Source organism: Actinomadura decatromicini (assembly GCF_008121305.1).
Classification (GTDB): Bacteria; Actinomycetota; Actinomycetes; order Streptosporangiales; family Streptosporangiaceae; genus Spirillospora; species Spirillospora syzygii.
The window spans coordinates 910,411-926,226 of sequence record NZ_VSRQ01000002.1 but is presented as its reverse complement, the minus strand read 5'-3'; the positions used below and the strand labels follow the sequence as shown (position 1 = coordinate 926,226).

The window sequence follows — 15,816 nt, the reverse complement described above, 5'->3', positions numbered from 1 at the left end:
TGAAGGGTTCGGCTTGCCTGTGGGGGAAGGCATGCCCGTATGAGCGCGATGGGCACGCCTGTGAACTCCGCGGGCGGGCTTTTGAACACCGTCCGCGGCGACGCCTCCTGCAGGGACCTACCTGTCAGGACGTCGACGCCGCCGCTGCGGGGTCGGACGGAATTCGTCTGGGCTCGCCGCCTTGCTTCCTGCCGACGCCCGCCGTCCCCAGGCGGGCGTCCTGGGCCGCCGCTAGATGAGCTGCCTCCGGGCCGCCCACACAACGGCCTCGATAGGGGTGTTGACCTCCAGGCGGTCGCAGATCGTCCGCAACCGGCGCCGCAAGGTCCGTGCGCTCAATTCCAGCTTGCGTGCCGCCACATCGGCGGTGACACCGCTGGCGATCTGGGCGAGCAGCCGGATCTCCTCCTCGCTCAGCCCGAAATCGTCGGTGCCACGACGTGCGAGTGTGGCCTGTTCCACTCCGTCCTCCCTCGTCCGTGGTGATGACCGCGGGGATGCAGCCGTCCGCTGCACAGGCACGGGTTGGTTCTCGATCTCTGTACGCGCGTTGGGTTGCCGGGTCCGGAGCCCTCCGGACTCAGATCATCGGGTTCCTTTGCTGTCTGGCGCGCTTGGCCGGAGGTGGCCGCATGGCCGATTGCGGGCTCGTTCGGGGGAACTCCGGGTGACGATTCACTCGTTGGTCGTCTGAGGGAGACGGGATGAGATCGCCAGCCATCCGCACCCGTCCTTTCTCGTCGGACTCGCCTGATCTCGCCGCGGACGAAGATCATGAATCGTTTCAAGCTACGCTTCGGCTCGGAACGCTAGGCGGCCGGATCCGGCCCGTCAAGCGCTGGTTCAGTGCACTGTGTGCGCGAATCGTCACTATGCGTGGTCGAGTATTCGTCCGCACGCTGTGCAAAACTCCACTACCTGGGAAAACACGCCCTGGACGGGACGAGGAGCGAGTTGCCGCAGACCAGTATTCGTGAAGTCGCGAGGCGAGCTGGGGTCTCAGTTGGGACCGTTTCGAATGTCCTAAACCGGCCAGACCTCGTGGCCGAAGCTACCCGTGACCGTGTTCGGGCCGCGATCGAGGAGCTCGGATTCGTGCGGAACGAGTCCGCCCGCCGGCTCCGGCGGCGCCCCGAAAACACCGCGGGCGAGTTCGGCGACCAGCCGCGCCGCGCGTTCGGCGTCGTCGTCGAGGACCTCACCAACCCGTACGCGAGCGACGTCGCCCGGGGGGCCGAGGCCGCGCTGAACGCGGCGGGCCACGACGCCCTGTGGCTGTCGAGCGACCACTCCGCCGCCAAGGAACGGCGCTCGGTGACGCTGCTGGAGGAGCAGAACGCGGCGGGGGTGCTGATCATCCCCGTCGGGCTCAGCGCCCGCGACATCTCCCGGCTGCGCGCGGCCGGGATGACCGTGGTGCTGATCGACCGCGACGCCGCCGAGGTCTGCTCGGCCCAGGTCGACCACGTCGCGGGCGGTGAGATCGCGGCCGCGCACCTGCTCGGCATCGGCCGCGAGCGGATCGCGTTCGTGACCGGCGTGCCGGAGCCGCAGCCCTGCGTCGAACGCCGCGACGGCGCCGCCCGGACGATCGTCGAGGCCGGCTTCGGCAAGCCCGCGACCCTGGTGCAGGACGCGCTCAGCCCCACCGAGGGCCAGGCCGCCGCGCACGAGGTCCTGGCGATGTCGCCGCGTCCGGACGGCGTGTTCTGCGCCAACGACCTGCTCGCCATCGGGCTGATCAACGAGCTGATCAGGGTCGGCGCGCGGGTGCCGGAGGACATCGCGGTCATCGGCTACGACGACATCGAGCTGGCGGCGAGCGCCGCCGTCCCGCTCACCACGATCCGCCAGCCCCGGCGCGAGCTCGGCTGGGAGGCCGCCGAACTCGCCCTGGCCGAACTGGGAGAAGGGAAGTCTCACCAACACCGGCAGGTGGTTCTCAGACCCGATCTCGTCATCCGCGAAAGCGCCTGACCCTCCGGCACGGCCCCCGCCCCGCACCCGCGCGGCTCAGCTCCCCTTTCACGCTCCCCACGGCGCTCTGGACGCCGTTTCAACCCGCCGACGCACTTTCCCACCCCGGCCGTCGCCGTAGCGGCTCCTGCGCCCGTTGTGGGCGGCGCAGGAGCCTCCGCGTCGTGGCCGGGGCAGCTCGGATCGGCCGTGTTGCGGACATGCCAGAGCCCGCGGGCCGCGGTCTCCTACCGCGCGCTTCGTGGGCCGTTTACCGCGCGCTTCGTGGGCCGTCCGGCGCTATTCGGGCTTGACCAGCGGGAACAGGATCGTGTCGCGAATCCCCTTGCCGGTGAAGGCCATGATCATCCGGTCGATTCCGGCGCCCATCCCGCCCGTAGGCGGCATCGCGTACTCCAGGGCACGCAGGAAGTCCTCGTCCAGTTGCATGGCCTCGGGGTCGCCGCCCGCGGCGAGCAGTGACTGCTCGGTGAGCCGGCGGCGCTGCTCGATCGGGTCGACGAGTTCCGAGTAGGCGGTGCCGAGTTCCGTCCCGAAGCCGATGAGGTCCCATTTCTCGGTGAGAAGGGGCTCTTCACGGTGCTGACGGGTCAGCGGCGACGTCTCGACCGGGTAATCCATGACGAAAGTGGGCTGGACGAGGGTGTGCTCCACCAGTTCCTCGAAGAGTTCCTGGACGAGCTTGCCCTGGCCCCACTTCGGGTCCCAGGAGATGTCGCGGGCGTCGGCGAGCTTACGAACGTCCTCGATCGGCGTGTGCGGGGTCACCTCTTCGCCGAGGGCCTCCGACACGGCCCCGTACAGAGTGATCCGGGGCCACTGCGCAAGGCCGAGGTCGATCTCGACACCGTCATGGACGACCACGGTCGTACCGAGAGCGGCCACGACCGCGTTCTGGTACATCCGCTGGGTGAGGTCGGCCATGTCGTTGTAGTCGAGATACGTCCCGTAGGCCTCCAGCATGGTGAACTCGGGGTTGTGCGTGGAGTCCGCGCCCTCGTTCCTGAAGTTGCGGTTGATTTCGAAGACCTTCTCGATGCCGCCGACGACGAGCCGCTTCAAATACAGCTCGATCGCGATGCGAAGGTAGAGGTCCATGTCGTACGCGTTGATGTGCGTCTGAAAAGGACGCGCCGCCGCGCCGCCGTGGATCGGCTGCAGCATCGGCGTCTCGACCTCTAGGTAACCCTCGTCGTGCCAGAAGTCCCGCACGGCGCGCACGGTCGCGCTACGCAACCGCGCCATTTTCCGGGCTTCGTCGTTCACGATGAGGTCGACGTAGCGCTGCCGGACCCTCGCCTCGGGGTCGGTCAGCCCGGCGTGCTTCTCCGGCAGCGGACGCAGGCACTTGGACGTGATCGCGAACCGGTCGGCCATGATGGACAGCTCGCCGCGGCGGGACGTGATGACCTCGCCTTCGACGCCGACGTGGTCGCCGAGGTCGACCTCCCGCTTCCAGAATTCGAGCTGCTCCTGCCCCACCTTGGCCAGGGAGAGCATGATCTGGATGTCGCCGGTGCCGTCCCGGACCGTGGCGAAGCACAGCTTGCCCGTGTTGCGGATCAGCATGACGCGGCCGGTGACGCCGACCTTCTCGCCCGTCTCGGAGCCCGGCTCCAGGTCCGGGTGTTTCGCGCGGACGTCGGCGATCGTCGCCGTCCGCGGGAAGGTCACCGGGTAGGGGTCGATCCCGCTCGCACGGAGCCGGTCGAGCTTCTCCCGGCGCACGCGCATCTGCTCCGGGAGCTCGTCGAAGGTCTCGTCACTCACGCCCCAAAGGCTATCCAGCCCGCCGAGCGCGCCGCGAACCCGTTGACTGCGGCGTAGCGGGCCTTAGAGCGAGGCGTGGGATCAGGGCGTGTTGCGCTCGTAGATCAGACGGAGGCCGATGAGGGTCAGCCAGGGCTCGAACTCGTCGATGCTGCGCGACTCTTCCAGGACGAGCGGGGCGAGGCCGCCGGTGGCGATCACCGTGACCTCGGCGGGGTCCGACGCCAGTTCCTCGGACATGCGCTCGACGATGCCGTCGACCTGCCCCGCGAACCCGAAAATTATCCCGGACTGCAACGCCTCGACCGTGTTCTTCGCGATCACACTCCGCGGCCGTACGAGCTCGATCTTGTGAAGCTGGGCGCCGCGCGACGACAGCGCGTCGATCGATATCTCGATTCCGGGCGCGATCGCACCGCCCACGTACTCGCCCCTGGCGGAAACGGCATCGAACGTGGTCGCCGTACCGAAGTCGACCACGATCGCTGGGCCGCCGTGGGTGTGGACGGCGGCGAGCGCGTTGACGATGCGGTCGGCACCGACTTCTTTGGGGTTGTCCATGCGGACGGGCACCCCGGTCTTCACCCCTGGTTCCACGATGACCGCGGAGACGTCGCCGTAGTAGCGGCGGCACATCTCGCGCATCTCATGCAGGACGGACGGGACGGTCGAGCACAGCGCGATGCCGCTGATGTCGGTGTCGGCCAGCAGCGGACTCTGCTGGACGAGCCCCTGCAGGACCACGGCGATCTCGTCGGCGGTGCGCCGCGGATCGGTGTTGATCCTCCAGTGCTCGATCACCTCGTCCCCCTCGAACAGGCCGAGGACGGTGTTGGTGTTGCCGACGTCGATGGTGAGCAGCATCAGGTCCCCGCTGATCAGGTGAAGTCAAGGCCGATGTCGAACACGCGCGCCGAGTGCGTCAGCGCGCCGACTGCAAGGTAGTCCACCCCGGTCACGGCGACGTCTCGGGCCCGCTCCAGATTAAGCCCACCGCTGGCCTCCAGTTCCGCCCGCCCTGCGACCAATCGGACTGCCTCGACCATCTCGTCGTCGGTCATGTTGTCGAGCAGGATGCTCTTCGCACCCACCGCGACGGCCTCCTCCACCTGCGCCAGGGTGTCGCACTCCACCTGGATGTGCAGGGACGGGTACACGGCGCGAATGGCCTCGTACGCCTTGGTGATGCTTCCGGCCGCCGCGACATGGTTGTCCTTGATGAGGGCGGCGTCGTAGAGGCCCATCCTGTGGTTGACCCCACCGCCGCACTGGACGGCGTACTTCTGCAGGACCCGGAGACCGGGCAGCGTCTTGCGTGTGTCGCGCACCTTGGCTTTCGTCCCGGACATCGCGTCCATCCACTGCCGCGTCGCCGTCGCGATTCCGGACAGGTGGGTGAGCAGGTTCAGAGCCGTTCTCTCCGCCCGCAGGACGGCGCGGGTGGGGCCGCTGACCGAAATGAGCACCTGCCCTGGGACGACCCTGTCTCCGTCTCGCACTTTCGTCTCGTAGGCGATGTCGAGCACGTCGAACACCACTGAAGCGACCGGGATACCGGCGACGACACCGTGCTCGCGGGCCCTGAGATCGCCCCTGGCAGTGTCGTCGGGCGCGAAGATCGGCATGCTGGTGACGTCGACCTCACCGTCCTCGGCGAGCGCGGCGCGGACGAGGTTATCCACATGTTGTGGATCGAGCCCGGCTTCGGCGAGCGTTTGCGAGAGTTCAGGTGTCATGGACGCTTTCCTTTCACAGGTTCGTAGGCGGTGGTCAGGGCGTTCCCTACCAGCCGCGTCACCAGATGCCCACGCCACGCGCCGTCCGCGCGCTCGGGGAAGTCCTCGCGCCAGTGGCTGCCCCGGGTCTCCTCCCGCCGCCGCGCCGCCGCCACGATCGCGGACGCGACGGTGAACAGGTTGGTGACCTCCCACGCCTCGACCCCGGGCTCCGCCTGGCCGCGCTTCACCTCGTCCAGTTCCCGGGCCGCGATCTCCAGCCCGTCCGCCCCGCGCAACACCCCGACATAGGAGGTCATGATCCGCTGAATCTCCCCCCGCACCCCGGCATCGACCAATCCCCCGACGGCCAGGCCCCCAGCCGTCTCCCGAGACGCACCCCCAACACGCACGTCCCGAGCAGGCACCTCATGGGTGGACACCTCTTGAGCAGACACCCCTTGGGCAGGCGCCTCCTCGGAGGACGAAGGCAGAGGCGGGGTCGGAGTGGGGGACGGGGGGAGTTCATCTTGGAGAACGGCGGTGATGCGATGAGCGAAGACCAGGCCCTCCAGGAGGGAATTGGACGCCAGACGGTTCGCGCCGTGCACACCTGTGCAGGCGACCTCGCCACAGGCGTAGAGACCGGGAACCGACGTGCGGCCGTGTAGATCCGTGCGGACGCCACCGCTTGCATAGTGCGCGGCAGGAACGATGGGGATCGGCTCGTTGATGGGGTCGATGCCGTGATGGCGGCAGGCGGCCAGGATGGTCGGGAATCGGTTCTCCCACATCGCCGCACCCAGGTGGCGGCCGTCCAGGAGCATGTGGGACGCGCCGGTCTCGCGCATCCGGTTCATGATCCCCTTGGCGACGACGTCCCGCGGGGCGAGTTCGGCGAGGTCGTGACGTCCGAGCATGAACCGCTCACCCGCGTGGTCGATCAGGTGGGCGCCCTCTCCCCGGACGGCCTCGGAGATCAGCGGCTGCTGCCCGGTCGCGCCCTCACCGAGCCAAAGCACGGTCGGATGGAACTGGACGAACTCAAGATCGGCGACCTCGGCCCCGGCCCGCAGCGCGAGCGCGACACCGTCACCCGTGGAGACCTCGGGGTTGGTGGTCGCGGAGAACACCTGTCCGAGCCCGCCGGTCGCGAGCACGACGGCACGGGCTCGGACGGCGCCGACGCCACCCGGCTGCCCTTCGCCCATGACGTGCAGGGTGATCCCGGCCGCCCGTCCGGTGGCGTCCTTCAGCAGGTCAAGGACGAGCGCGTGCTCGATGACCTCGACGTCGGAGTCCTTGAGGGCGGCGAGCAGGGCACGACTGACCTCCGCCCCAGTGGCGTCCCCGCCCGCGTGGGCGATACGCCGCCGGTGGTGTCCACCCTCGCGGGTCAACGCGATCTCACCGTCACTGGAACGGTCGAATGTCGTGCCGAGCTCGATGAGCTCACGCACGGCGTCCGGCCCTTCGGTGACGAGTACTCGGACGGCGTCCTCGTCACAGAGCCCGACCCCGGCGGTGAGGGTATCGGCCAGGTGCTCTTCTGGCGTGTCGTCGGGCGCAAGCGCCGCGGCGATCCCGCCCTGCGCCCAGCGCGTCGACCCCGCGTCAAGGAGGGCCTTGGTGACCAGCAGCACCCGCCCATGCGCCCGGCAACGCAACGCGGCCACCAGCCCGGCGATGCCGGAACCGATGACGACCACATCGGTGTCGGTGGTCCAACCGGGGTCGGGGGCTTTGAGAACGGAAGGGATCATGAACCCTCCTCGGGATCGGTTCTCGTCATTATGACCCTAACCCCGCCCAACTCCACCCCCCGCCCCCCAATTCCCGCAACACCACCCTCCCGACCAGCAACCCCCCACCCGCACGCCCACGCCTCACCCGACAACGCCCCAGCCACCGCACAACGCCGCACACCCCCAACGCCGTCGAACATGACGGCACCAGACGGCATACGGCCGCGCTGGATCACTGGTTGCAACGCGGCCCTCGCCCACCCACCGCCACAAACAGCGGCACCAGAGGGCAAACGGCCGCACCAGATCACCGGCTGCAGTGCGACACAGACCACCCACCGCTGAAACGGCAGCGCCAGACCACCGGCCGCAAGGCGACCCCAGACCACGCAGCAGCGCACGACGGCGACAGTCACGCACAACGACACAAGGCGGCGCCAGATCACCTCCAGGGCACGGCAGGGCAGCGCACAGCCCTAACAACATCGAGCAACAGATAAGGCGCGCGCTTGCGGTGGCCGTTCCAAGCGTCCGGCATGGCCCTTCCGAGCCCTCAACATGGAGGATCCCCATATCTGGCGCCACTTCGTTTAAGCGGGCCGGTACTGTCCCCCCGCTGCCCTAACACCAAACTTCAAGAACGTCTTCCAGTGACCGGACGAAGGCTTCCTATCGGCCGCAGCGCCAACAGGTTCGCGGAGCAGCGAGCATCGAAGGCCGCAGGACTCCTTACTGCTCACCAGCGAACGACCAAAGATACTTGATATAGCAACCTAATCGCCCACTGGAGATATCAGCGAGCCCGTCCAACTCCTTCTCAAACTTCCCGGGAAATAGTCGGCCGCGGAACCGCCATCCGACGATACGAGCCGCGCTCCACATCAGATAGTAAGCGCGAAGTTCAGGCGAGCCTTCCGGCCAGTTGAAAGGAGCGTCGACCAGGTTCTCGATGGAAGCGCCGGTCAGAAGGCAGTCGAAAACCCACTTGTTTCCCGAATGGGAGATGACCAGGACGCGCTGGCCGTCCCACGCAGCGGAGAGGTCACGTAGGAAGTCGCTGGTGGCTTGGATCACCTGGCGGTGCCCACCCGGATAGGGAGTGTCGATGCGACGCGCAGGTTCGGTGGCCACCACGCTGACCGGGGAGCCGTTCAGGTCCCCCTAGCCGCATTCACGCAGCCACCCGGTCGCAATCCCGTTTTCGTTGTCCTCAGTCAGTGAATGCCTCTCATCGATGATCTCAACTGCCACCCAGAGGACTCACAATCGCTAGTCGTGGACCAGATCACCTCGGGTGGTTCGCGTACCAGGAACGGGTTCGGCCGGGTCGGAACCCAAGGAGATAATCCGGTTAGACCGATCGACGTGAACGACGGCAGGAACGAATTCACGGGCCTCGGCGTCCGTCATCTGAGCATAGCTAATGATGATCACCAGGTCCCCAGGCTGGACGAGGCGGGCGGCGGCCCCGTTGATGCCGATCACACCACTGCCGCGTTCACCGGCGATCAGATAGGTCTCCAGGCGAGCGCCATTGTCGATGTCGACCACCGACACTTGCTCGCCTGGCAGCAGGTCGGCGGCGTCCATGAGGTCCTGGTCAATGGTGAGGGACCCGACGTAGTGGAGGTCCGCCTGGGTCACAGTGGCGCGGTGGATCTTCGACTTGAACATCGTCCGGAACATCAGTGCTCCTTGCCGAACTGGAGGGGAACGTTGTCGATGAGGTGGGTGGCGCCGACGCGGCCCGCGACGGCCAAGACGGCCGGGCCCTCACCCGTGGACGCGGTGAACGTCGAGGGATCGACGAGCACGAGATAGTCCAGGTCGAGCGGAGGGTCGGCGACCTTGGCCAGGTCGAGGACGGCGGTCGCCGCAGCGATCGCCGCGTCCGGGCCCTCGGCGGCGGCGTCCGCACCCGCGTGCAGGGCGCGAGAGAGGGCAAGAGCCGTGCGCCTCTCCTCAGCGGACAGATAGCGGTTGCGGCTCGACAGGGCCAGCCCGTCCGGCTCCCGGACGGTCGGTCCGGCGGCGATCGTGACGGGCACGTTCAGATCGGCGACCATCCGGCGGATCATCGCGAGCTGCTGCGCGTCCTTCTCGCCGAAGATCGCCACGTCCGGCCGGACGAGGTTCAGCAACTTCAGGACGACCGTGAGCATCCCGTCGAAGTGTCCTGGACGGGCGGCGCCCTCCACGACCTCACCCATCGGCCCCGACTTGATCGTGACCTGCGGCTCGTCCGGATACATGACGTCGCGGGACGGCGCGAAGATGAGATCGGCGCCCTCGGCGGCGCACATCTCGACGTCGGCGGGAAAGGTGCGCGGATACCGGTCGAAGTCCTCGCCGGGAGCGAACTGGAGCGGATTGACGAAAATGCTCACCGCCACGGCGTCCGCACTTTTCCGCGCCTGCCGGATCAGCGAACGATGCCCCTCGTGCAGGGCACCCATGGTCGGGACGAGCGCCAACATCCCCGTGACCTGCGAACGAACGTCCGCGAGTTCCTCCCGCGTCCGCGCGATAACCGGCGTCACGTCATCTCCTCCCACTCACGAATTGCATCCATGCCACCCACACAACAACCAATCCGCCCGCCCCCAGCCCACGCAGCCCACTCACGACTAGCGAGCCACTCACCGCAGACGAACCAATCACCACAGGAAGCCCCTTTACCGCCAGCCCCCGCCTACCGCCACCGCGCCACCTCTCGCCAGCACACCACCCATCGCCAGCACGCCACTCAGCTCAAATGAGCCAGTTACCGCCAGCGCGCCGCCAGCCATCGCCACACCACTCGCCGCTTTTCGCCAGAGCGCCACTCACCGCACGCGAGCCACCTACCACCAGCACACCCCCTGCCATCTCCGCACCACACGCCACCACCGCGCCGCTTCTCACCAACACGCCATCCACCGCACGCCAACCACCTACCACCAGCACACCGCCAACCATCCCCGCACCACACACCACCACTGCGCCACTTCTCACCAACACGCCAATCACCGCACGCCAACCACCTACCGCCAGCGCACCCCCTGCCATCCCCGCACCACACGCCACCACCGCGCCGCTTCTCGCCAGCACGCCATCCACCGCACGCGAGCCACCTGCCACCAGCGCATGGACTGCCACCAGCGCACTACTTGCCAGCGGCGCACCGCCTGCCGTCGCGACGCCTAGTGCATGTGAGCCCGTCGGCTCGAGCGGCACGGAGGCGCCTGCCAACTGTCCGCGGCAGGATGGCTTGCCATCTGTCCGCCTGCGGGTGGATGTGTCCACCGCCCAGCGGTTCCAGTCGAGCCCAACGTCACCGCGCGGTCCGACCTTGCCCGGGCCGCCGCGTCCGGTGGCAGTCGCGTTGTGATTGACGGATGGAGGGAGCGGGCCCCCGCAGCCAGGTCGTCTACCACCGCGCGGCTTTGTCCACAGCCGCCCACTGGACGACCTGACGCTCGGCCGTCCTGATGGGCGAGGCCGCGAAGGAACAATCTCGCGAGCCCACCGGGCGGGCACCGGAAAGGTAGGAGGGGACACGGTCACGCCCGGTCAGTCGGCCAGGGCTTCGAGGAGGCGTTCGGCGTCCTCGGGTTTGAGCATTCCGGCGGCGAGTGCGCGGTCGGCGGTGAGGCGGGCCAGGGCGATGTAGGCGCGGCGGCTCTCCGGGGACACGCGGGACAGTTCGGCGACGTGGTCGGAGACCGTTCCGGCGTCGCCGCGGGCGACCGGGCCGGTGAGGCCGTTGATGCCCAGGCGCAGCCCGTTGTCGAGGGCGGCGCCGAGCAGCGGGCCGAGCATCCGGCCGGGCTCGGCGACGCCTGCGGCGTGCAGCAGGTCCATCGCCTCGACGACCAGGGTGACCAGGTGGTTCGCGCCTCCGGCGAGCGCCGCGTGGTAGAGCGGGCGCCGTTCCTCGGTGATCCACACCGGTTCGCCGCCCATCTCGACGACGAGCGCCTCCGCGACCGGGCGCAGCGGCTCCGGGGACGTGACGCCGAACGAGATGCCGGTGAGGCGGTTCACGTCGTCGGGACGTCCGGTGAACGTCATGACCGGGTGGAGGGCGAGCGGTAGGGCCCCGGCGCGGGTGAGCGGGTCCAGGACGGCGGCCCCGTACCGTCCGCTGGTGTGCATGACCAGCTTGCCGGTGACCGGGACGCCCGCCGAGACGAGCCCGGACGCCAGTTCGGGCAGTTCGTCGTCCGGGACGGTCAGCAGCACCAGGTCGGCGGCCGTGACGACCTCGGGCGGCGGTGCGATCTCCGCGCCGGGGAGGCGTTCCTCGACGCGGGAGCGGGACCGCTCGGACACGGCGGTCGCGGCGACGACGCGGTGCCCCGCGCGGGACAGCGCCGCGCCGAGCGCGGTGCCGACCCGGCCCGCGCCGACGACGCCGACCGAGAGGCGCGCGGGCCTGTCCTCGGGGGTCTCCGGCCCGGGTCCCGGTGCGTCCCAGGGGGCGCCCGACCCGTTTCCGGGCGTGGCGGAGGACGGCGTGACAGGGTCCATCGGTTCGTTCCAGTCCTCAGGTAGGTACCGGACGTGCGCGAACCAGAGTACCCGCGGGCCCGGTCCACGCCGTCCGGTGGGTGGCGGCGGCCACCCCGCACCCCCCATTCAGTCATGGGCGAGGGACTCGACGATGGACGTCTTCGCGGCGCGCCGCGCGGGCATCACGGCGGCACCCGTCCCGGCGAGGCCGGCGAGGACGACGAACCCGATGACCTGCAGATAGGGCAGGGAGAAGATCGAGTCGGTGGCCATCGCGTTCGTCGCGGCCCAGCCGAACCCGATCCCGAGGACGACCCCGGTGAAGGCTCCGATCACGGCCATGACCAGGGCCTCCACGGACAGCATCCGGCGGAGTTGCCGCTTGGTGAGGCCGAGGGCGCGCAGCAGCGCCGACTCCCGCGTCCGCTCCACGACGGAGAGGGTCAGCGTGTTGGCGATGCCGAACAGCGCGATGACGATCGCCAGGCCGAGCAGCCCCCCGAAGATCATCAGGATCATGTCCACGGCCTTCGTCATCGTCTCCTTGAATTCGGCGCTGGAGGTGACCTTCGCGGCGGGGAAGGGGTGCGCCGCGTCGTCCACGGCCTTGCGGGCCTGGGACGCGGGCACGCCGTCACGGGTCTTGACGTAGATCGCGGACGGGTCGACCACCCCGAAATACCGGGCGAAGTCGGACTCGGGCACGACGATCCCGTCCAGCCCGGCACCCGGCGCGTACACGGCGGTGATCTTGACGGGGACGACACCCCGCGCGGTCCTCACCTGAACGGTGTCGCCCATTCCGCGCCCGGGCTTCTTGGCGGTCTCGGAGTCGGCCATCCCCGTGCCCGGCTTGAGCGCGGCGGCAAGCGTCCCCTTTTTCATCTCGGGTTTCACGATCGTGCCGAGCGCGGACGTGGTCATCGTGGAGACGTTCGCTTTCCTGGCCCCGACCCGGACGGCCTTCTCGCGCGCCTCGATGACCTGGGCGACTTCGGAACGCTTCCGCAGCGTCCCGGCGAGGGCCTGCGGGAGGGTCCCGTCCCCGTCCTGTGTCTCGATCTGGAACTCGACGGGGAACTGCTCCTCCAGCTTGTGCGTCGCCGTCGCCTTCCCGCTCGCCGCGATCACCGCGAACAGGCTCATCAGCCCGACCCCGACGGTCAGCGCGATCGTCGTGGTCGCGGTGCGGCGCGGGGCGCGCTGCGCGTTCGCGACGGCGAGCCGTCCGGGCACCCCGCCGAGCCGCGCCGGGACGGCCCCGGCGAGTCGGCCGAGCGGCCGGACCAGCGCCGGCATCGCCGCGATCACCGCGAGGAAGAACACGCCGCCGGCGAGCGCCACCATGTACATCGCGGCCTCGCCCTTCTCCATGCCGAGCGAGCCGAGGCCGCCGAGGGCGAGGCCGATGCCGCCGAGCAGCACGGCGATCACGGTGCGCGGCACGCCGAGGCGGAACCGTCCGCTGCCCGGTTCCAGGTCGGTGCGCAGCGCCGCGACGGGCGCGACGCGGGTCGCGGCGCGGGCGGGCAGGAACGCCGAGAGCACGGTCACGGTGACGCCGACCACGAGGCCGACGATGACCGTCCGCACGGCGAGGGACGGCGCGGCCATGGCCACGTTCGCGTTCAGCCTGTTCACGGCGAGGAGCGCGCCCTCGCCGAGGCCGACGCCGGCGGCGATGCCGAGCAGTGAGCCGACCAGGCCGACCACCGCGGACTCCACCACCACGCTGCCGAAGACCTGCCGGCGGGTGGCTCCGACGCAGCGCAGCAGCGCCATCTCGCGCATCCGCTGCGCGATCAGGATCGAGAACGTGTTGTAGATGACGAGCGCGGACACCAGCATCGCCACGAGCCCGAAGATCAGCAGGCCGGTGCGGATGATCTTCGTGTCCGCGCCCGCCGCCTTGGCCAGCTTCGCGCCGAGCTCCGCCCCGGTGTAGACGTCGTAGGACGAGCCCACGGCGCCCTTCACGACGGTCTTGCCGCCGCCCGCGATGTCGAGTTCCTGGTACGTCTTCTCACCGGTCATCAGCATGGTCGTGGCGGCGTCGAAGCCCACGGCACCGCGGAAGCTCGCATCCTGGTCGATGCCGAAGTCGACCAGGCCGACCACCTTGAAGCTGTGCGGTCGGTGCTGCTTGTCCAGGATCGTGACCGTGTCGCCGACCGTGTAGCCCTCGCGCTTGGCCACCGCCGTGTCGAGGACGGTCTCCCCGCCCCCGGAGGGAGACCGTCCCTTGTCCATCTCGTAGCGCAACAGCCGTCCGGACGGCACGGACATGCCGACCGTGGGGAAATCACCCACCGCCTTACCGTCCTTGCCGACCAGCGCGGCATCGCCCTTGACCAGCCCCTGCACGTCGGTGACGCCGGGCAGCGCACGCACTTTCTGGAACACCGCTGCGGGAATGCCATCGTCGGCGTTGTCAGCGCGGGGCTGTACCGCGACGTCGACCTTGTCGGCCGAGCGGGCGAAGGTCTTGGCGACGCCCTTGTTCATCGTGTCGGTCAGGACGAACGTCCCGGAGATGAAGCCGACGCCGAGGGTGATGGCCACGGCGGTCAGCAGCAGCCGCAGCTTGTGGGCGCGCAGGCCCGCGAGGGTCGTGCGCAGCATCACGCCTCCAGGCTCTTGAGCCGGTCGAGCACCGCACCCGGAGTCGGTCCGACGATCTCCGACACGATCTCGCCGTCGCGCAGGAACACCACCCGGTCGGCGTACGACGCGGCCACCGGGTCATGGGTGACCATCACGATCGTCTGGCCCATCTCGCGCACGGACGCGCGCAGGAACCCGAGGACCTCCGCCCCCGCCCGGGAGTCGAGGTTGCCGGTCGGCTCGTCCGCGAAGATCACCTCGGGGCGGGCGACGATCGCGCGGGCGCACGCGACCCGCTGCTGCTGGCCGCCGGACAGCTCGCTCGGCCGGTGCCGCAGCCGGTCGCGCAGCCCGAGCACGTCCACGACCTGCCCGAACCACGCGCGGTCCGGCTTGCGTCCGGCCAGATCCAGAGGAAGCAGGATGTTCTGCTCGGCGGTGAGCGTCGGCAGCAGGTTGAACGCCTGGAACACGAACCCGACCCGGTCGCGGCGCAGCATCGTGAGCTGCCGGTCGCCCATCCCGGTGATCTCGGCGTCGCCGAGGACGATCCGCCCCGACGTCACCGTGTCGAGCCCCGCCAGGCAGTGCATCAGCGTCGACTTCCCCGACCCGGACGGCCCCATGATCGCGGTGAACGCGCCCCGCGCGAACGCGACGCCGACCCCGCGCAGCGCGTGCACCGCCGCGTCCCCCGACCCGTAGACCTTCGACACGCCCTCGGCGGTGACGGCCGGTGCGGCCGCGACGGCTCCCCCGGCGCGTCCTGGCGGATCGGTGAACGTGCTGGTCACGGCTGCTCCCTCGGGTCTCGGACGAACGATGACCACGCTAGGAATCCGCGCCGTGCCCCGGCATCGGTCTGGCGGCTACATCCCGCGTCAGCCTCGCGGCTACCGGGTGTAATCCTCCGGGCTACACGGCGTCCGCCGATACGACCTGAGGATTACGCCTTCGGGCTACAGCCGCCGTCCGACCTGCGGGGACGCCTTTCGTCCGGCCAACGGGAACACCGAAGCGCCGGAGACCTGAACGATCTCCGGCGCCCGGCGCCGGGCATCCGCGCCCGCCGGTGACGCGCGTCAGCCGTTCTGGACCGACGCACCGCCCTTGCACTGGGCCGACGCGATGCCGATCACCGCGATGGCGTTGCCGCACACGTTGATCGGGATGGAGATCGGCGCGTTCACCTGGTTCCCGCCCAGGATCGAGAAGTTCCCGCTGGTGTGGTTGCCGTTGAACTGGCCGTGGTGATGGCCCTTCGGATGGCACTTGTGGTGGCAGTGGCCGTGGTCGCCGCCGTAGGCCGACGCGTAGGCGGGCGTCGCGACCAGGGCGGAGCCGGCGAGGGCAAAGCCGAGGATGCCGGTGGCGGCAAGCTTCTTGAGCACGAAGAGGTCCTCCCGTACGTGGGCTTAGCAGGCCCGTTCTGACAAGTGCCGACGTCGCCCCCAAAGGCGGCGTCGCGTACGGTAGTTACCCCGCTACTCTCTGGCAGGTCATTTGCGTGG

Annotated in this window: 13 protein-coding genes; 1 reads left to right on the top strand and 12 read right to left on the bottom strand. The window is 69.2% G+C overall.

What is annotated here, in order from left to right:
* Positions 1-231: 231 nt before the first annotated feature.
* On the bottom strand, positions 232-462 hold the full coding sequence (locus FXF68_RS12045) for a transcriptional regulator (protein ID WP_067902439.1): 231 nt from the start codon (positions 460-462) through the stop codon (positions 232-234).
* A 492-nt stretch (positions 463-954) separates the two neighbouring features.
* On the opposite strand from FXF68_RS12045, the gene FXF68_RS12040 reads away from it, so the two are divergent.
* Positions 955-1,977 carry a LacI family DNA-binding transcriptional regulator gene (locus FXF68_RS12040; RefSeq protein WP_148758981.1) on the top strand — a complete coding sequence of 341 codons (1,023 nt, stop codon included), beginning with the start codon at positions 955-957 and terminating at the stop codon, positions 1,975-1,977.
* A 279-nt stretch (positions 1,978-2,256) separates the two neighbouring features.
* On the opposite strand, the gene lysX is transcribed toward FXF68_RS12040, so the two are convergent.
* The 11 genes from lysX to FXF68_RS11985 form a co-directional block, all read right to left on the bottom strand.
* Entirely contained in the window at positions 2,257-3,747 is a 1,491-nt protein-coding gene (lysX, locus tag FXF68_RS12035; RefSeq protein ID WP_148758980.1) for a bifunctional lysylphosphatidylglycerol synthetase/lysine--tRNA ligase LysX, read from the bottom strand.
* Between the two features lie 81 nt (positions 3,748-3,828).
* Complete coding sequence (locus FXF68_RS12030; protein ID WP_067902430.1) at positions 3,829-4,611, bottom strand: type III pantothenate kinase; 783 nt, start codon at positions 4,609-4,611, stop codon at positions 3,829-3,831.
* 14 nt (positions 4,612-4,625) lie between these two features.
* The gene (gene nadC, locus FXF68_RS12025; protein WP_148758979.1) at positions 4,626-5,483 is read right to left on the bottom strand and encodes a carboxylating nicotinate-nucleotide diphosphorylase; all 858 of its coding nucleotides are present in this window, start codon (positions 5,481-5,483) and stop codon (positions 4,626-4,628) included.
* Positions 5,480-7,225 carry an L-aspartate oxidase gene (locus FXF68_RS12020; RefSeq protein WP_148758978.1) on the bottom strand — a complete coding sequence of 582 codons (1,746 nt, stop codon included), beginning with the start codon at positions 7,223-7,225 and terminating at the stop codon, positions 5,480-5,482. Before FXF68_RS12020 ends, nadC begins: the two co-directional genes overlap by 4 nt.
* Positions 7,226-7,936: 711 nt before the next feature.
* Positions 7,937-8,338: a histidine phosphatase family protein gene (locus FXF68_RS42295; protein ID WP_187437868.1), complete on the bottom strand. Its 402-nt coding sequence runs from the start codon at positions 8,336-8,338 to the stop codon at positions 7,937-7,939.
* 138 nt (positions 8,339-8,476) lie between these two features.
* Positions 8,477-8,893 (bottom strand): aspartate 1-decarboxylase, encoded by a 417-nt coding sequence (gene panD / locus FXF68_RS12010; RefSeq protein ID WP_148758977.1) that lies wholly within the window; start codon positions 8,891-8,893, stop codon positions 8,477-8,479.
* Entirely contained in the window at positions 8,893-9,747 is an 855-nt protein-coding gene (gene panC, locus FXF68_RS12005; RefSeq protein ID WP_148758976.1) for a pantoate--beta-alanine ligase, read from the bottom strand. Before panC ends, panD begins: the two co-directional genes overlap by 1 nt.
* 1,012 nt (positions 9,748-10,759) lie before the next feature.
* Entirely contained in the window at positions 10,760-11,719 is a 960-nt protein-coding gene (locus FXF68_RS12000) for a Rossmann-like and DUF2520 domain-containing protein (protein WP_148758975.1), read from the bottom strand.
* A gap of 108 nt (positions 11,720-11,827) precedes the next feature.
* Positions 11,828-14,323: an ABC transporter permease gene (locus tag FXF68_RS11995; RefSeq protein WP_148758974.1), complete on the bottom strand. Its 2,496-nt coding sequence runs from the start codon at positions 14,321-14,323 to the stop codon at positions 11,828-11,830.
* Complete coding sequence (locus FXF68_RS11990; RefSeq protein ID WP_187437867.1) at positions 14,323-15,099, bottom strand: ABC transporter ATP-binding protein; 777 nt, start codon at positions 15,097-15,099, stop codon at positions 14,323-14,325. The genes FXF68_RS11995 and FXF68_RS11990 overlap by 1 nt, the downstream gene beginning before the upstream one ends.
* A gap of 288 nt (positions 15,100-15,387) precedes the next feature.
* Complete coding sequence (locus FXF68_RS11985; RefSeq protein WP_246178638.1) at positions 15,388-15,696, bottom strand: chaplin family protein; 309 nt, start codon at positions 15,694-15,696, stop codon at positions 15,388-15,390.
* Between the last annotated feature and the right edge of the window lie 120 nt (positions 15,697-15,816).